Here is an 18,468-nt window from a genome sequence, read left to right as displayed (position 1 = left end):
TTCCTTTTTTATATAATTCCGTTTAAAATATCTTTTATATGATTTGTATTTTTCATTTCACTGTGAATAGCTTCAAAATCGTCAGCCTCCATAAACTGTTTGAATTTTGACAGGTTGTTGATATACTCTTCTAGAGTTTCAACTACGTTAGCTTTATTCTGCTTAAAAATGGGTGTCCACATATCTGGTGAACTTTTTGCTAAACGCACAGTACTTTCAAAACCACTTCCTGCCATATCAAAAATATCGCGTTCATTTTTTTCTTTTTCAATGACTGTTTTTCCAAGCATAAACGAGCTAATATGCGATAAATGCGACACATAAGCTATGTGTTTGTCATGCGCTTTTGGATTCATGTAACGAATACGCATACCAACATTAGAAAACAATTGCAATGCTTTCTCCTGTAGCTTAAATGCTGTTTTTTCTACTTCGCAAATAATCATAGTTTTACCATTGAATAAATGCTGTTTTGCAGCCTTAGGTCCTGAAAACTCAGTACCAGCAATTGGATGTGCAGCCAAAAAATTTCTACGATTTTTATGTGTATCTATAACTTCACAAATGGCTTCTTTAGTAGAACCTACATCAATAACCAATGTGGTATCTGACACTAAATCCAGCACCTTTGAAATATGCTTTACTGTAGCATCAACAGGAATTGAAACGATAACCAAATCGGCATTTGAGATTTCATTTAATTCTGCTTTTTTATCAATTACTTGAAGTTCTAATGCTTCGTCTAGATGCGTATCACTTTCATCAACACCATAAATAACAGCATCTTTGTAAACACGCTTTATATCTAGCGCGAAACTACCTCCTATTAATCCTACTCCTATTACAACTATTTTTTTCATTTTACTCTTGCAATTGCTTCTTCAATTTCTTCGGTTTCTGCACATAAAGAAAACCTTATGTATCCTTCTCCATTACTTCCAAAAATGGTTCCTGGTGCAATAAAAATGGAATCGTTTTTTAAAACTGTGTCTATAAATTCTTCTGACTTTACAAACTCTGGTAATTTTGCCCAAACAAACATTCCTGTTGCGTTTTTATCATACGTACAGTTCAATGCTTCGGCTAGTTCCCAAACTAGTGTTCTTCTTTTTTCATACACACTATTTAGGCTTAAGTACCACATATCAGAACAGTTTAACGCTTCAATAGCGCCTTTTTGGATACCATAAAACATACCAGAATCCATGTTGCTTTTCACCTTTATGATACTGTCTAAATACTCTGATTTTCCCATAACCATTCCTACTCGCCATCCAGCCATATTAAACGTTTTACTCAACGAGTTAAGCTCCAAACAATGGTCTTTGGCATTTTTATATTTAAGAATGCTTCTTGGAAATTGGTTTAAAATAAAGCTGTACGGATTATCATTAACCACAAGAATATTATGACGTTTTGCAAACTCAATAACATCTTCATAAAACTTATTAGGCGCAACAGTTCCTGTTGGCATGTGTGGGTAATTAATCCACATGATTTTCACTTTACTTAAATCGTGCGTTTTTTCAAGTGCAACAAAATCTGGCAACCAATTATTCTTTTCTTTTAAATCATAAAACAAAGGTGTAGCTCCTACAAGTTTAGTTACCGAAGTATATGTAGGATATCCAGGATTTGGTATTAACACGCCATCGCCTTCATTTAAAAATGCCATTGAAATGTGCATAATCCCTTCCTTACTTCCCATTAATGGTAAAATTTCGGTTTTAGGGCTTAACGACACACTAAAGTGTTTTTTATAAAAATCTGCCATCGTTTGCCTTAACTCTGGCAAACCTTGATAGCTTTGATATTTATGCGCTGTAGCATCTTGCATACTATCAACAATAGCTGATACCACTCTAGATGGTGGTTGCAAATCTGGACTACCAATTCCTAAATTAATGATAGGCTTACCATGCTCTTTCAAAAGGTTAACTTCCTTAAGCTTTCTAGAGAAATAGTACTCTTCAACGGTATGCAATCTGTCAGCTACTGAAATCATAACTTTGCATTTTTATATTCTCCTAATATTTTTAAATCCTGTGCCATAATCTGTAAAATAGATTTTGCTTTTTTAAAATCTTCGTATGCATCAAAAGTTACATCCACAAAAAAGGCGTATTTCCAAGGTGAATTTATTTTAGGCAACGACTGTATTTTGGTTAAATTCAATTTACAATCGCTCATTACATTAAGCACAGTTGCCAAACTACCTCGTTTATGGTCCAATTCAAATTTGATAGACGCCTTATTGATATCACTTTCAGAAATCTCAGAGTTTTGCATCTTTACAATCACAAAACGTGTTTCGTTATGTTTTATGGTTTGTATACTTTCTGCTAAAATTTCCAATTCAAACAATTCAGCAGCCAACCCACTAGCAATAGCTGCAACGCCTTTTAAATTTTGCTCTTTTATGCGTTGCGCAACCTCAGCTGTATCTTTATCTTCAATAAGCTTTATATGAGGATATGCTTTAAAAAACTCTTTACACTGCAACAACGCCATAGGATGCGAATACACTTCTTTAATAGCACTTAACGATTGGTTTGGTAATGCCATAAGGTTGTGTTGCACATCAAGATAATGCTCACCAATAATGTGTAAATTATGAGTATCAATTAATGCATAATTGGGTATAATTGAGCCAGCTATAGAGTTTTCAATAGCCATAATAACCGTATCGCTTTTTCCTGAAAGCAAGCTATTTACTGCTATATCAAACGACAAGCACTCATCGATAGCCACAGTATCATCAAAAAATTGTTTAGATACAATATGATGAAATGACCCTTTAATACCTTGTATTGCTACTGACTTTATCATAAAAAAAAATCCCGATTTTCATCGAGACTCATATTAAATTTAGTTACCTTAAATTATACATACAACGTCTCGATCTTTTCGCTAAAAAAGAAATAAAACCAGTTGTAATATGTATAATTGTTTGTTTTCATTGTGTTTATGAAGTTGCTAATGTAATTAATATTTTCACAAATCAAAATACTTAAAAAACTTTTTTGCAGTTATTATTTAACTTTTTAAAGATTATACAGTAATGTATTACATAAATTATATAATTGCTATTTTTGAATAAACATTTCTTTTATGTCTATAGAGGTTGAACACATTTCAAAAACTTACGGAAACCAAAAAGCGCTTAACGCAGTGTCTTTTAAAGTCAATAAAGGTGAAATTGTTGGTTTTTTAGGTCCTAATGGAGCGGGAAAATCGACGATGATGAAAATCCTTACGACGTATATTGAAGCTTCTGATGGTGTTGCAAAAGTGAGTGATTTTGATGTAAACACAGCTTCTAAAGAAGTTCAAAAGCGCGTTGGATACTTGCCTGAGCACAACCCTTTGTATTTAGACATGTATGTAAAAGAGTATTTAAGTTTTAATGCTGGTGTTTATAAAGTTGAAAAATCTAGAATTGACGAAGTTATAGCGCTTACAGGTCTTACTCCCGAAGCGCATAAAACAATAGGTCAACTTTCTAAAGGTTACAGGCAACGTGTGGGTTTAGCCAATGCATTGTTGCATAATCCTGAGGTTTTAATTTTAGATGAACCTACTACAGGATTGGACCCAAACCAATTAATTGACATACGTCACCTTATCACGTCTTTAGGTAAAGAAAAAACAGTTTTTCTATCTACTCACATTATGCAAGAAGTTGAAGCAATGTGCGATAGAGTTATTATTATCAATAAAGGTGAAATTGTAGCCGACAAAACACTTAAAGACCTAAGAGACGAAAAAGTTCAAACGGTTATTGTTGAATTTGATTACAGAGTTGAAGAAGCGTTTTTGTTGAAGCTCCCAAAGGTTACCAAAGTAGAAAACACTTTTGATTTTATTTACGAAATTACGTTTTCAACTACTGAAGATATGCGCTCTCATGTGTTTGACTTTGCACATGATAATCAGCTGAAAATCCTTCAACTTAACCAAAAAAACGCGAGTTTGGAAAGTTTGTTTAGGGAGTTGACGAGTTAAAAAAGCCCTTCCTAACCTTCCCAAAGGGAAGGAATTTAATACTACTCAAAAAATAAGCACTCCTGTATACAACGTTTCCACCTCAACAATTGGTGGTTGATTTACTGAAATCAAATTTCCTGTACCAAGAAGTTTACCTGTTAACTCTACTTGTGGATTTACAATCATATCATTACTTCCACGATGATACACATCAACATTTTGAGCTATAAGTTGTTCGCCTTCAAAACGACCTGCTCCAGAATAAAAACCTACAAATAAATTGTTAGTTACTCCTGAAAGGTAAAAAGACGCGATATTGTTAGATGTAACCCTAACTTGGTTGCTATTAAGTTCCATTCTAAAATCGCCAACTGTAAACGTTCCTGGTGCGTTAAAATCTTCTGACAACAGCGATAAATTATTATAGTTCAAAACACCATCAGACTGTATTTCAAACTGAGTTGAACTTCTTATTTCAGTAATATTTGGTGCTGTAACATACACTTTTGTTGCAGCGTAGTCTCTTACAAAATTACAGGTGTTATTATCAGAAAGTATAAGTTGTGCGTTTTCAACTTTTACTTCAACATCAGACAGTAAGTTTTCACCAGTTTCAATAATAATAGTGGTTTCAGCATCTTGTTTTAAAATCAACTGCACATTTCTATTCACCAAAATTTTATCAAAAGTTGTAACTTCTACAACTTCTTGCACAATGGATCCTGTGGTTTGAAAACAGTCGCTCGCATCTTCGCTATCACAAGCAAAAAGCATTATAAAACTTACTATGTAAACTATTTTTTTCATCTTACAATCGTATTCCTACACCTAACTCAACAGCTTCAGCTTTTGCACCATGAGATTTTAAAGTTAGTGCTCCAAATATTTTATCTCCAAAATAACGCTTCATTCCCACTCTAAAATAGGTTCTACCTTCAAAATCGTATGGATAATAAACATAATACCCTAACTGTGTTACAACAGACAGTTTATTAATAAACAACTCATGACCAGCAAAAACACCAACACGTTTCCAGTCTTCATCTCCACTAACGTTATCTTCAGGAAAAGCAACAGATTTATAGTAAATCAATTCTTCCAAGAATTGCGAGAAAAACACATCTGCTCCCAACTGCACTGCACTTTTATGGCTTAAACGTTTATCAGCATAAGCAGAAACAACTAAAAAAGGATATTGACCACTACCAACTACATCACTTTCGTTTATTCCACTTCTTAAAGCAAAATTAAACTTTATGGGTTCTGTGAATTTTTCTTCTGAAAGGTTATAGATATACTCAGGAGTTTCTTCTTCTAAATTATACGTCAATCCAACATTAAAGGTTATGGAATTAACACTAGTATTTGGTGCTTTTACATTAGCGTTTGAATAATGAATAAGACTTAACCCTGTTTGAAACCCAAACCTATCAAACAAGCGTTCTTTTTTATAGTTGAGCATTAAATAAGTACTACTCAACAAACGAGAACCAAACGCTATATTTTTATGATTATCAACCTTATCATAAGGGTTGGTTGTATAGGCTAACCCTTGACCAATTCGCAACATTAAATTCCTTTTAAAAAAGTAAAAGTTATAATGCGCGTACAATGAATAATTATTTCCTAAGACCTCATTTTTTAAATTTTGATAAGCAAATGACACACCATAATCAGGATAGTTGTAACGTTGCTCCCAAGCTTGATGACCAAAGGTTTTTTTATTCCAACTTAAAATAAAACCTTCGGGATGCCCATTGATTAAATGAAGAATATCATCATTATGAAGCGCAATATTACCTTTAAAATAATTGACATCAAAAGTAGATGTTGTTTGCTTTTCCTGTGCAAAAATAAAAGCACAACAAAACAAAAAAGTATAGGTAACAAGCTGCTTCATAGTTTAATTTAGTGAAGCAAAAATAACAGAATATTTAGAACAACCGCTCCGCAATGGCTTTTATGTTATCACTTTTACCCATTGAGTAATAATGTAATACTGGTACACCTGCATTTTGTAATTCTTTAGATTGTTTAATTGCCCATTCTACACCTACTTGTCGCACAGCTTTATTGTCTTTACAATCCTCAACAGCATCAATTAAGTCTTCTGGTAAATCTATTTTAAATACTTGCGGTAATAATTGCAAGTGCTTTTTAGTCGCAATTGGCTTTATCCCTGGAATTATTGGCACAGTAATTCCTGCTTGTTTCGCAGCTTCAACAAATTCAAAATATTTTTTATTATCAAAAAACATTTGTGTCACGACGTAATCTGCTCCACAATCTACTTTGTGTTTTAAGCGTTTTAAATCGCTTTGTAACGAAGGTGCTTCAATGTGTTTTTCAGGATAACCAGCAACACCTATGCAAAAGTCAGCTTTATCGCTAGCTTCAATAACATCATGCAAGTATTTTCCTTTATTCAAATTTTGAATTTGCTCAACCAATTCACTAGCATATTGGTGACCTCCTTTTGAAGGTTCAAAATACTTTTGATGACTCATAGCATCACCTCGTAATGCCATAACATTATCAATCCCTAAATAGTGGCAATCTACAAGTAAATATTCGGTTTCTTCTCTACTAAAACCGCCACATAACACATGCGGAACTGTATCAACGTTGTATTTGTATTTTAAAGACGCACAAATACCAACGGTTCCTGGTCGCATACGTGTGATTTTTCGATCTAACAAACCGTCTTTTTCTATATAAACATGTTGCTCCCTAGACGTTGTTACATCAATAAATGGTGGTTTGAACTCCATTAAAGGGTCAATATTGTTGTATAACTCTTTAATGTTACTTCCTTTTTGTGGAGGAATGATCTCAAAAGAAAACAAGGTTTTTCCTTTAGCTTGCTTTATATGTTCGGTTACCTTCATAGTCTATGTTTGGCACCAATCTTATCGTATTTTAAGCCGATAAATATGCAACCAACAAAGACAATCCAGTGATTAAAATCAACTGAAAAGCAAATCGTATTTCTACTTTAAATTTTGTCATTTTTATAGCAAATTTGTTGCTGCAAGATTAGTGATTTATTTAATATCGAATATTAATTTATTTGTAATTATTAGTTAATTTTCTGACAAGTTTGGATTCAGCCACTTTTGAGCTTCTTCGGTTGAAATACCACGTCTCTTAGCGTAATCTTCTAATTGATCTTCGGTAATTTTTCCTAACCCAAAATATTTAGCTTCTGGATTTGCAAAGTAATAACCGCTTACACTTGCTGCTGGCCACATCGCAAGACTTTCGGTTAATTTTACACCAATAGTTTCTTCGACGTTTAAAATGTCCCAAATGGTCTTTTTCTCTAAATGATCCGGACAAGCTGGATAACCTGGTGCAGGACGAATACCTTTATAACTTTCGGCAATTAAATCTTCGTTGGTTAAATGGTCTTCAGAAGCGTAGTTCCAATGTTTTGTTCGTACTTCTTTGTGTAAATATTCTGCGAAAGCTTCAGCTAATCTATCGGCTAATGCTTTAATCATTATGGAATTATAATCGTCGTGATTCGCTTCAAATTCTTTTGCTAATTGTTCGGTTCCAAAACCTGTAGTCACGCAAAAACAACCTATGTAATCTTGAATTCCTGTGTCTTTAGGCGCGATAAAATCGGCTAATGCAAAGTTTGGTACGCCTTCTCGTTTTTTAAGTTGCTGACGCAGTGTTAGAAATTGGTGTTTGGTGTTTGGTGTTTGGTTTTCAACCGTAACCTCAATATCATCATCATTTACAGTATTTGCAGGAAACAATCCAAAAACCGCTTTTGCTTTCAATAGCTTTTCATCAAAGACTTTCTTGAGTAAGACTTTAGCGTCTTTAAACAATTCGGTTGCTTGTTTACCAACAATATTGTCGGTTAAAATATCTGGATATTTTCCGTGTAAATCCCAACTTCTAAAAAATGGTGACCAATCGATATAATTTTCTAAAATCGTAATATCAAAATCTTGAATATCTTGTATTCCTAATTGTTTTGGTTTTACAATGTCAGTTGTGTTCCAATCGATTTTAAACTTTCGTTCACGTGCTTTTTCAATAGAGACATATTCTTTTTGTTTACCACGTTTTAAAAATTGCTCACGGAATTTTTCGTATTCCTCACGAATCTGTTCTTTGTAAACATTATTGTCTTTCTGCAACAGATTTCCAACAACCGTTACAGCTCTAGACGCATCGTTAACGTGCACTACAGTATTAGAATAATGTGGTGCAATCTTTACCGCAGAATGCGCTCTAGATGTTGTTGCGCCACCAATTAACAACGGAATATTAAATCCTTGTTTTTCCATTTCTTGCGAAACGTAAACCATCTCGTCTAACGATGGTGTAATCAAACCGCTTAATCCAATAACATCGACGTTTTCCTTTTTGGCAGTTTCAATGATTTTTTCTGGTGGAACCATGACGCCTAAATCCACAATCTCGTAATTATTACAACCCAAAACTACACTCACAATATTTTTACCAATATCGTGTACATCGCCTTTTACGGTTGCCATAAGAATTTTACCGTTAGAACGTTGCGAATCGTTTTTTTCTGCTTCAATATAAGGTTGTAAATAAGCGACTGCTTTTTTCATCACACGAGCCGATTTTACCACTTGAGGCAAGAACATTTTTCCGCTTCCAAACAAATCGCCAACCACATTCATACCAGTCATTAAGTGACCTTCGATAACTTGAATAGGTTTGTTTACCGCTTGTCGCGCTTCTTCAACATCTTCAACAATAAAGGCATCAATACCTTTTACTAAAGCGTGCGTAATACGGTCTTGCAATGGTTCACTTCGCCATTCTTGTACCTTTGCTACATCGTCTTTTTTCTGTCCTTTTACGGTTTCGGCAAATTCTAGTAAACGTTCGGTTGCATCGTCTCGTTTGTCAAAAAGTACGTCTTCAACGTGTTCTAATAAATCCTTCGGAATTTCGTCATACACTTCCAACATTGTTGGATTTACGATTCCCATATTCATTCCGTGTTGAATCGCGTGATATAAAAATGCTGCGTTAATGGCTTCACGCACGACATTGTTTCCTCTAAATGAAAACGACACGTTACTTACACCACCAGAAACGCTGGCATAAGGTAGATTTTCTTTAATCCATTTTGTAGCATTAAAAAAGTCTAAAGCATTTAAACGATGCTCTTCCATTCCGGTTGCTACAGGAAAAATATTAGGATCGAAAATGATGTCTTCTGGTGGAAAATGAACTTGATTTACCAAAATATCGTAAGAGCGTTTACAGATTTCAATCCTACGCTCATAAGTATCGGCTTGACCATCTTCATCAAATGCCATAACAATCACAGCTGCACCATAACGTTTGATAAGTTTTGCGTGATGGATAAAAGTCGCTTCGCCTTCTTTTAAACTGATAGAATTCACTACCGATTTACCTTGTACGACTTGCAAACCAGCTTCGATAATATCCCATTTAGAGCTATCAATCATAATGGGCAAACGTGCAATATCTGGCTCTGATGCGATAAGGTTTAAGAAGGTTACCATTGCGTGTTTTCCGTCAAGCATACCTTCATCCATATTGACATCAATGATTTGCGCGCCACCTTCCACTTGGTCTCTCGCAACATCTAATGCTTCAGCATAGTTTTCTTCTTTTATTAATCGTAAAAATTTACGCGAACCAGTAACGTTAGTGCGCTCGCCAACGTTTATAAAATTACTTTCTGGCGTTATGATTAATGGTTCTAGACCTGATAATTTTAGGTATCGGTTTTTGTTCTCTTTCATACATTAAAAGTTCTCGACTGCGCTCGAACCGACAGTTCTAGGTTTATATTTTGAAGCAACTTCAGCAATCGCTTTTATGTGTTCTGGTGTTGTACCGCAACAACCACCAATGATGTTTATTAAATCATCTTTTAGGTAGTTTTCTATAAGTTGTTGCATTTGTTTGGCTGTTTGGTCGTACTCACCAAAAGCATTTGGCAATCCTGCGTTTGGATGTGCTGATGTATAAAAATCGGTTTCGTGAGATAAGCGTTTTAAATACGGTTGTAATTGGTCTGCACCAAGTGCGCAATTAAAACCAACACTTAACAACGGTATGTGTGATATTGAAATTAAAAATGCCTCTACGGTTTGCCCAGATAATGTTCTTCCAGAAGCATCGGTAATTGTACCTGATACCATAACAGGAATATCAATATTACGTTCTTCCTTAACTTCTTGAATGGCAAATAATGCTGCTTTGGCATTTAGTGTGTCGAAAATAGTTTCGACTAACAAAATATCGCTTCCGCCATCAATTAAAGCTTCGACTTGTTGTTTGTAAGCAATGCGTAATTCGTCAAAGGTTACTGCACGATATTCTGGTCTGTTTACATCTGGACTTAAACTTGCGGTACGGTTTGTTGGACCAATACTTCCAGCTACAAAACGCGGTTTTTCAGGATTCGCTTTTGTAAATTCATCAGCAACTTGTTTGGCTATTTTAGCGGATTCAAAATTTAATTCGTACACCAAATCTTCCATATGGTAATCTGCCATACCAATGGTTGTTCCAGAGAATGTATTGGTTTCAACTATATCTGCACCAGCTTCGAAATACTTTCTATGTACTTCGGCAATAGCTTCTGGTTGTGTTAGCGATAATAAATCGTTATTTCCTTTTAATGGATGTTTAAAATCTTTAAATCTTGAACCACGAAAATCGTCTTCAGTAAAATTATAGCGCTGCAACATGGTTCCCATTGCGCCATCTAAAACTAAAATTCGGTGTTGTAATATTTTGAAAATGTCTGACATTTTATAATTTTTAAAATGTCATCATGAAAAGAGAGAAGAATAATTCTCGGGTTATCTGTCCCAAAAAATGGGTAGAATTTAGCACCTTCTTAAATTTCTTATTAAAGAAAATTAAGGGTTGCTAAGGCTTCAACGGGTCTATTCCCTCTGCCTTTCGTGATAACAAACAATAATAATTATGAACTATGGGACAAAGTAACGTAATAAAAAATTGAATAGCAATATTTATTCAAATAAATCTGAAGACAAATATCTATCACCTATATCACAAATGATTGCCACAATAACACCTTTATCTATAGTTTGCGCTATTTTTAAAGCTGATGCTACAGAGCCACCACTACTCATACCTGCAAAAACGCCTTCTTGAGTTGCTAGTAAATTAGCTGTGTTTTTTGCGTCTTCTTCACTTATTTCTACAACTTGATCTACTTTTTGAGGATTAAATATTTTAGGTCTGTAAGCTTCTGGCCATTTCCTAATTCCCGGAATTTTCGCACCATCTTTAGGTTGCGCACCAACGATAGTTATGTTTGGATTTTGTTCTTTTAAGTAAGTAGATACGCCCATAATTGTACCCGTTGTACCCATTGCAGAGACAAAATGTGTGATTTGTTTATTGGTATCGCGCCAAATTTCTGGACCTGTAGTTTTGTAATGCGCTTTCCAGTTATCGTCATTTGCAAACTGGTTTAGCATAAAATAGCCTTTTTCTTTATGTAGTCTTTCGGCTTCATCGCGAGCGTCTTCAATACCAACTTCGGAAGACGTTAAAATTAATTCGGCACCATAAGCACGCATGGTTTTTATTCGTTCTTCGGTAGAATTTTCAGGCATTACTAAAATCATATTTACGCCTAATAATTTCGCAATAAAAGCTAATGCAATACCTGTATTACCACTAGTTGCTTCAACCAAAGTATCGCCAGGTTTAATATCACCTCGTTTTAAAGCTTCGTTTATCATATTGAATGCAGCACGATCTTTTACGCTTCCGCCAGGATTTTTTCCTTCAAGCTTTAAAAATAGTCTTACACCATCTTTTTTTAGGATGTTTTGCACTTCAATTAACGGCGTATTTCCTATTAAATTAGTTATTGATTGACTTTGTATCATGATGGTCTTGTGCTTATATTAATTTCTGACTTATAGGTCACTAATGAATTTGGCGGAACAGATTGCGTAATCCATACATTGGCACCAATAACGCTATTTTTTCCTATTACAATATCGCCTCCTAAAATAGTTGCGTTTGCGTAAATTGTTACATTATCTTCTATGGTTGGATGACGTTTGGTTTGCGATAAACTTTTTTTAACCGACAATCCACCTAAAGTAACACCTTGAAATATTTTGACATTATTTTTGATAATACTAGTTTCTCCTATTACAATTCCTGTTCCGTGATCTATAAAAAAAGAATCGCCAATGGTTGCTCCAGGATGAATATCGATACCTGTTTTACCATGAACACACTCGCTCATCATTCTAGAAATAATAGGTAAATCCATTTTAAATAATTCGTGACTCATCCTATAAATTGCTATGGCATGAAAGCCTGGATATGCTAGATAAATTTCTTGCAAACTCTTACAAGCTGGATCATTTTTTTCGGCAGCTTTGGCATCTAACTCAATTTTCTTTTTTATCGTTGGAAGCATACTTTCAAAAGTACTCCAAATGATTTCAGAGTCTTTATCTGTAATTTCTTCAACAACTGTTTTAAATATAGGCTTTAGCTGTTTCAGTTGTTCTTTTTGTCTTACTTCATCATCAAACAATGCATAGAACAATTGCTTTGTTACATCTGAAACGGTCTCTTTAATTCGTAAATTTATCTGCATGTTTTTCTTATGAATGCTAAAATTACTATTCCATTTTTAGTTTATCACAAGCTTTAAGATTTTATTAAAATAAAACCTCGTAGTAAAAAAATTTCACCACGAGGAATTACAACTAAATATACAGCAACTAATCATTAATCTATTGCTTGCACAACTGCTTTTGGCGCTTCTTTTCTGGTTCCATCAAAACCATCAACACCACTAACGGTTGTATACTTTAAAACATATTTTTTACCAGGATTGATAATTTTATAAGCTGATTGGCACATTAATGTTGCCTCGTGGAAACCACATAAAATCAGCTTTAATTTACCTTCGTAGGTATTAACATCGCCTATAGCAAAAACTCCAGGAATATTGGTTTGATAATCTAACGTATCAACTTTTATGGCATTTTTTTCAATCTCTAATCCCCAATCTGAAATAGGTCCAAGTTTTGGTGATAGACCAAACAGCGGAATAAAATGATCTGCTTCTAAAAGTATGTTTTCACCTTCTTTTTCGATAGTTACACCTTCGACATTTTGATTACCATGTATGGCTGTAACTTCAGCTGGTGTAATTAAATTAATCTTCCCTAAAAGTTTTAACTCTTTTACTTTTTCTACAGAATCTAAAGCGCCACGAAACTCGTTTCTTCTGTGAACCAAAGTCACTTCAGACGCAACATCAGCAAGAAAAATACTCCAGTCTAAAGCCGAATCACCACCACCAGAAATCACTACTTTCTTGTCACGATACACTTCTGGGTCTTTAATCATATATTCAACACCTTTATCTTCGTAAAATTCAAGATTTTCAATTTTAGGCTTTCTAGGTTCAAAACTTCCTAATCCACCAGCAATTGCTACTACTGGTGCATGATGTTTTGTGCCTTTATTTGTTGTTACAATAAACGAACCGTCTTCTAACTTTTCTATGGTTTCTGCACGTTCTCCTAACGTAAAACCAGGTTCAAACTGCTTGCCTTGTTCCAATAAATTTTTGGTTAAATCGCCTGCTAAAATTTCAGGAAATCCAGGAATGTCATAGATTGGTTTTTTGGGATAAATCTCTGAACATTGTCCACCAGGTTGTGCTAATGCATCTATTAAATGGCATTTTAATTTTAATAATCCTGCTTCAAAAACGGTAAATAATCCGGTTGGTCCTGCGCCTATTATTAATATATCGGTTTTAATCATGGTTAAATCTGTTTGTTTGAAATTAATGTTTTAGTCACATTGTTTAGGGTTTGAACTTTATGCTCAAAGTCGCCTTTAATTGTTTTTCTAAATCGGTTTAAATTTTGCACCAAATCGTCTATGTTTTCTGGTATAACATCTTCAAAAAACTGTCTTAAACGTTTTGCTGTTGTTGGCGATTTTCCGTTGGTAGAAATAGCTACTTTTACATGACCTTTAGTAACAATACCTCCTAAATAAAAATCACACAACTCTGGTGTGTCAGCGACATTTACCAAAATATGATTAGATTTTGCATCGTTGTAAATTTGCTTATTTACTTCTGGTTTGTCAGTCGCTGCAATGACTAAATCTTGATCCAATAAAAACGAATTGTGATAAGACATCTTGATTAACTTAACATCAAACTGCTTTGCTAATGTTATAACATCTGGTCTAAAAAAATTAGCTACCATTGTCACTTTAGCGTTTGGACTAGATTTTAATAAAAACGTTAGTTTTTCTAAAGCCACATAACCGCCACCAATAATTAGCGTATTAATGCTATGCATTTTTATAAAAATTGGGTATAAATTATTTCTTTCATTCATGGTTACGCTACTTTTAAAGTTTCTACTTGTTTAGCGATTGAATTAAGTGCAACACGTTGTTTTACAACATCACCAACTACAATAATTGCTGGATTAGACAGTTGCTGTTTTTTAACTACATCGCAAATTGTATTTACAGTTCCAACACCAAATTTTTCATCTTTTGTTGTTCCGTTTTGAATAATTCCTACTGCAGTATTTGATTTGCCTTCAGAAGAAAATACATCCATAATTTGCTGTAATTTGCCCATTCCCATAAGGATTACCACAGTTGCAGTAGATTTTGCCGCAAGGACAATATCGTTTGACATTTTATGAGATTTTGTTGTACCAGTGATTACCCAAAAACTTTCTGAAGCACCACGTTTTGTTAACGGAATACCTTGAAACGCAGGTACTGCCAATGCTGACGAAATACCTGGCACCACAAAAGTTTCTAAACCAAAAGGCTTCACATAATCTATCTCCTCTGCTCCACGACCAAACACAAAAGGATCGCCTCCTTTTAGCCTTACAACATGTCCTTTTGTTTTTGCTCGCTGAACGATTAACTCATTAATTTGTTCTTGTTGATAAGCATAACAACCTTTGCGTTTACCAACAAAAATCAGTTCTGCTTTTTTTGATGCATAGTCTAGCAAATCTTTATTTATTAAAGCATCGTAGAGAATTACATCAGCTGACTGAATAGCTTTAATAGCCTTAAGCGTTATTAATTCTGGATCTCCAGGTCCTGCACCAACAATAGTTAATTTTGGAATTATTGTCTTCATCATCATGCTACTTTTTGATCGTTTTCACGATAGGTTTTTACTGTTTTTAAAAAAGCTTCAGCACTTTTAAAATATTGCTCTGCAAATGCTTTACTTGGTGCGTTTTCTTTAATTTGAAATACTAACTCTGAAAATGACACGTCTAGCGGAATACGCTTTGTTGCTACAAAATCTTCATCAAACTGCTTAATAATTCCTGCTTGAGAATTGGTAGATTTATTTTCTGTTAGCAATATTGCTTTAGCTGAATTCACAAACGCATTATACGTGTGATAAATAGCATGAGAATATACGTTGTTCTCTAAAGCTTCTTTTGCTAGCTCTAGTTTTTCTTCGCTTTCTAAAAATAAAGTTGAAATTAAATCGATAACTACACCAGCACATTCACCAATACCAATTGCTTTTTCATAAACTTCGGTATTACCCCAATCGATAAAATCATCTTGTGTTAAATTGCTTACGTCTGATAAGTCTGTAAGCATATCGTAAAAATACATTTGTCCTTTGTATTGGTAGTAATCTTCAAACGACAGATTGTTTGCATTGATTTGAAAATCATCTAACAAACGACGCAACGCTATTGGCGCACGACGACTTGGTACTTTTACTACTTTGTCTGCAAAAACACCTTGACCGTTACCTTTGTTTGCACCACCTAAAAGTACTTGCAATGCTGGCGCCACTAATTTATCTGGTGTACGAATTGACATACCTTGAAATCCAATATTTGCCATATTGTGTTGACCACAAGCATTCATACAACCGCTAATTTTAATTACAAGATCTTTGTTATTTAAGTATTGTGGATATTCAGTTTTAATGACGCGCTCTAATTCTTCAGCAATTCCTGTACTACTTGCTATTCCTAAATTACAAGTATCTGTTCCTGGACAAGCTGTAATATCTACTGCTTTGTTATAACCAGCTTCTGCAAAACCTAATTTGGATAATTCTTGATAGAAAAATGGCAATAAATCTTCCTTAACAAACGGAATTAATATGTTTTGGCGTAAGCTTAATCGTATTTCTCCTGCTGCATAATCTTCGACTAAATTAGCTAACAATCGTGCTTTGTCTGTATAAAAATCACCTAACAACACCTTTATTCCTATCGCTACATAACCATCTTGTTTTTGTTTGATAACATTGGTGTTTTTCCAAGTTTGAAATGCTTTTTCGTCTTTTATATCAACTTCAGGTGCAGTAACATTTACTGGTTTTGAAACTGGATAATGTTCTGTATCAATAGGAACAGATTCAAATTCTATTGCTTTTTGTTCTTCTGCTACAAGTCGCTTAAATTCATCTAAACCAATATCTTTTATTAAGAATTTCATACGCGCTTTTGCACGACTTTTACGTTCGCCATAACGATCAAAGATGCGCAAAACACCTTCCATTACTGGAATAATTTTATCACTAGGTAAAAATTCATAAAACACATCGGCATGTCGTGGTTGCGAACCTAATCCGCCACCAAGCATCACTTTAAAGCCACGTACATTGTTTTCAACTTTTGCGATAAAGCCTAAATCGTGCATGTAAGACAACCCTGTATCTTCTTCTGAAGCCGAAAATGACACTTTAAACTTACGTCCCATTTCTTGACAGATTGGATTACGCAAAAAGAACTTAAACAAGGCATCTGCATAAGGTGACACATCAAAAGGTTCGTTTACGTCAATTCCGGCAGTTTCGCTTGCTGTTACATTTCTTACCGTATTACCACAAGCTTCACGAAGGGTTACATCGTCACGTTCTAATTCTGCCCAAAGCTCTGGTGTTCTATCAAGATCTACGTAATGAATTTGTATATCTTGTCTAGTTGTAATGTGCAACCTTCCGCGAGAATATTCGTCTGAAACATCTGCAATTCGGCGTAATTGTTTACTTAATACTTTTCCGTAAGGCAATTTTATACGAATCATTTGAACACCTTGCTGTCTTTGCCCATAAACACCACGAGCAAGACGTAAGCTTCTAAACTTTTCTTCATCAATGTTTCCATTATGGAATAGCTCAATTTTTCTGGCTAATTCTATAATGTCTTTCTCTACAACTGGATTTTCTATTTCTGTTCTAAAACTCTGCATGGTGCGTCGCTTTTTTTATTGTAAATGAATTCCGCACTCTCTACTTTGAAGTGCTTTTATTGGGTCGAAATAATCGACGTTTTTGGTTAAATTATGCTTTGCAACGTAAGCGTCTAAATCAGCATCTGTCCAATAGTAAAATGGACTCACTTTTAAAATGCCGTTTTTACTTAAGCTTAAAATATCTTTCTTATTTCTTAACTCGGTTTGTCTTACACGAATATTCGTAAACCATACTTCAGGATTGTGTTCTTTTAAAGCTCTTTTGAAGGGTTCCAATTTCACAACCTCTGAAAACTGATCGAAATTATCATCTTCTAATGATGGAAAACCTATGGTTTTTTCAACCTCTTCTTTACTCAATAACGATTGATACTTGTGAAGATTTAAATGATACTTCTCTGTAATATTTTTAGCATGTTCATAAGTACTTGGTTGATTGTATAACGTATCGCACCAAATTACCTTTATGTCTTTACTATGCTTGGTTATGGTACTTAACAAAACTTCAGAGTATACGCCAAAACTTGTTGTTACTATGTTATTGTTTGTTAATCTCAATGCCCAATCAATGATTTCATCAGGTGTTTTATCTTTTAATACTTGGTTCCAATATGCTATATCTATCGTTTGTCCTATCATCTATTTTTTTATTTTTACTATATTCCTATCGGAATAGTAGGAATTAAAAACAAAACTATATAAAAATATTTACCTAGCAGGTATTATTTAGGTTAAAATTTGAATAAAATCGTTAAAGTTATCCTTTGCGTTAATTAAAAAAGTATTGATTTACAGTAAATCTGCCAATGATTTATTGTTGAAAATTTGCAGTGTACTATCCCTGACTTCTATCATTAAGCTATGAACAGCACAAGCTGTTTCGTCTGGACAATCGTCGCATTTTTCATAAAAATTCAAACTCACGCATGGCACCATAGCAATAGGACCTTCAAGGATTCTCATTATTGGTGCCATTTTAATATCCTTGGGATCTTTAAGAAGATAATAACCTCCATTTTTACCTTTTTTAGATCCTAAAAACCCATTCTTACGAAGCGTTAATAAAATACTCTCCAGAAATTTTCTGGAGATATTTTCACTTTCGGAAATAGCACTGATTTGAACAGGTTTGTTTCCTTCCTGTCGTGCTAAATACGTTAGCGCTTTTAGGCCATATTTGGTTTTCTTTGAAAGCATAAATTCAAA

17 protein-coding genes and 1 riboswitch are annotated in these 18,468 nt (G+C 34.3%); of the genes, 1 reads left to right on the top strand and 16 read right to left on the bottom strand.

Annotated features, from left to right (window positions below):
* Window positions 1-8: 8 nt before the first annotated feature.
* Genes DMZ43_RS13855 through DMZ43_RS13845 form a run of 3 tightly spaced genes read right to left on the bottom strand, consistent with a single transcriptional unit; the run spans window position 9 to window position 2,829 of the window.
* Window positions 9-860, bottom strand: coding sequence for a prephenate dehydrogenase (locus DMZ43_RS13855; protein ID WP_131508934.1), 852 nt, complete (start codon window positions 858-860; stop codon window positions 9-11).
* A complete protein-coding gene (locus tag DMZ43_RS13850) occupies window positions 857-2,005 on the bottom strand; it encodes a pyridoxal phosphate-dependent aminotransferase (RefSeq protein ID WP_131508933.1) in 1,149 nt (382 codons plus the stop codon). The genes DMZ43_RS13855 and DMZ43_RS13850 overlap by 4 nt, the downstream gene beginning before the upstream one ends.
* On the bottom strand, window positions 2,002-2,829 hold the full coding sequence (locus tag DMZ43_RS13845; protein ID WP_131508932.1) for a prephenate dehydratase: 828 nt from the start codon (window positions 2,827-2,829) through the stop codon (window positions 2,002-2,004). Before DMZ43_RS13845 ends, DMZ43_RS13850 begins: the two co-directional genes overlap by 4 nt.
* A gap of 282 nt (window positions 2,830-3,111) precedes the next feature.
* Here DMZ43_RS13845 and gldA point away from each other — a divergent pair, with 282 nt between their 5' ends.
* On the top strand, window positions 3,112-4,005 hold the full coding sequence (gene gldA, locus DMZ43_RS13840; RefSeq protein ID WP_131508931.1) for a gliding motility-associated ABC transporter ATP-binding subunit GldA: 894 nt from the start codon (window positions 3,112-3,114) through the stop codon (window positions 4,003-4,005).
* A gap of 45 nt (window positions 4,006-4,050) precedes the next feature.
* Here gldA and DMZ43_RS13835 read toward each other — a convergent pair whose 3' ends face one another.
* The 13 genes from DMZ43_RS13835 to DMZ43_RS13775 all read right to left on the bottom strand — a co-directional run bounded on the left by DMZ43_RS13835 (window position 4,051) and on the right by DMZ43_RS13775 (window position 18,459).
* Window positions 4,051-4,794 carry a head GIN domain-containing protein gene (locus DMZ43_RS13835; RefSeq protein ID WP_131508930.1) on the bottom strand — a complete coding sequence of 248 codons (744 nt, stop codon included), beginning with the start codon at window positions 4,792-4,794 and terminating at the stop codon, window positions 4,051-4,053.
* 1 nt (window position 4,795) lies between these two features.
* Entirely contained in the window at window positions 4,796-5,887 is a 1,092-nt protein-coding gene (locus tag DMZ43_RS13830; RefSeq protein WP_131508929.1) for an acyloxyacyl hydrolase, read from the bottom strand.
* A 34-nt stretch (window positions 5,888-5,921) separates the two neighbouring features.
* Window positions 5,922-6,875 carry a methylenetetrahydrofolate reductase [NAD(P)H] gene (metF, locus tag DMZ43_RS13825; RefSeq protein ID WP_129761081.1) on the bottom strand — a complete coding sequence of 318 codons (954 nt, stop codon included), beginning with the start codon at window positions 6,873-6,875 and terminating at the stop codon, window positions 5,922-5,924.
* Between the two features lie 195 nt (window positions 6,876-7,070).
* Entirely contained in the window at window positions 7,071-9,758 is a 2,688-nt protein-coding gene (metH, locus tag DMZ43_RS13820; RefSeq protein ID WP_131508928.1) for a methionine synthase, read from the bottom strand.
* A gap of 3 nt (window positions 9,759-9,761) precedes the next feature.
* The gene (locus tag DMZ43_RS13815) at window positions 9,762-10,775 is read right to left on the bottom strand and encodes a homocysteine S-methyltransferase family protein (RefSeq protein WP_131508927.1); all 1,014 of its coding nucleotides are present in this window, start codon (window positions 10,773-10,775) and stop codon (window positions 9,762-9,764) included.
* Between the two features lie 48 nt (window positions 10,776-10,823).
* Window positions 10,824-10,941, bottom strand: a riboswitch (SAM riboswitch).
* Window positions 10,942-11,000: 59 nt separating this feature from the next.
* Entirely contained in the window at window positions 11,001-11,891 is an 891-nt protein-coding gene (cysM, locus tag DMZ43_RS13810; protein WP_187347868.1) for a cysteine synthase CysM, read from the bottom strand.
* Window positions 11,888-12,619 (bottom strand): serine O-acetyltransferase EpsC, encoded by a 732-nt coding sequence (gene epsC, locus DMZ43_RS13805; RefSeq protein ID WP_131508926.1) that lies wholly within the window; start codon window positions 12,617-12,619, stop codon window positions 11,888-11,890. The genes cysM and epsC overlap by 4 nt, the downstream gene beginning before the upstream one ends.
* A gap of 134 nt (window positions 12,620-12,753) precedes the next feature.
* A complete protein-coding gene (locus DMZ43_RS13800) occupies window positions 12,754-13,803 on the bottom strand; it encodes an NAD(P)/FAD-dependent oxidoreductase (protein WP_131508925.1) in 1,050 nt (349 codons plus the stop codon).
* 2 nt (window positions 13,804-13,805) lie between these two features.
* Window positions 13,806-14,393, bottom strand: a complete 588-nt coding sequence (locus DMZ43_RS13795; RefSeq protein WP_131508924.1) for a bifunctional precorrin-2 dehydrogenase/sirohydrochlorin ferrochelatase — start codon at window positions 14,391-14,393, stop codon at window positions 13,806-13,808.
* Between the two features lie 2 nt (window positions 14,394-14,395).
* On the bottom strand, window positions 14,396-15,166 hold the full coding sequence (gene cobA, locus DMZ43_RS13790) for a uroporphyrinogen-III C-methyltransferase (protein ID WP_131509001.1): 771 nt from the start codon (window positions 15,164-15,166) through the stop codon (window positions 14,396-14,398).
* Window positions 15,167-15,168: 2 nt separating this feature from the next.
* A complete protein-coding gene (locus DMZ43_RS13785) occupies window positions 15,169-17,259 on the bottom strand; it encodes a HEPN domain-containing protein (RefSeq protein ID WP_131508923.1) in 2,091 nt (696 codons plus the stop codon).
* A 15-nt stretch (window positions 17,260-17,274) separates the two neighbouring features.
* Complete coding sequence (locus tag DMZ43_RS13780) at window positions 17,275-17,901, bottom strand: phosphoadenosine phosphosulfate reductase family protein (RefSeq protein WP_131508922.1); 627 nt, start codon at window positions 17,899-17,901, stop codon at window positions 17,275-17,277.
* 150 nt (window positions 17,902-18,051) lie between these two features.
* Complete coding sequence (locus DMZ43_RS13775) at window positions 18,052-18,459, bottom strand: Rrf2 family transcriptional regulator (protein WP_131509000.1); 408 nt, start codon at window positions 18,457-18,459, stop codon at window positions 18,052-18,054.
* Between the last annotated feature and the right edge of the window lie 9 nt (window positions 18,460-18,468).

The sequence above is a fragment of the Meridianimaribacter sp. CL38 genome (assembly GCF_004328055.1).
Lineage (GTDB): Bacteria > Bacteroidota > Bacteroidia > Flavobacteriales > Flavobacteriaceae > Gaetbulibacter_B > Gaetbulibacter_B jejuensis.
This window is presented reverse-complemented; position numbering and strand designations above follow the sequence as displayed.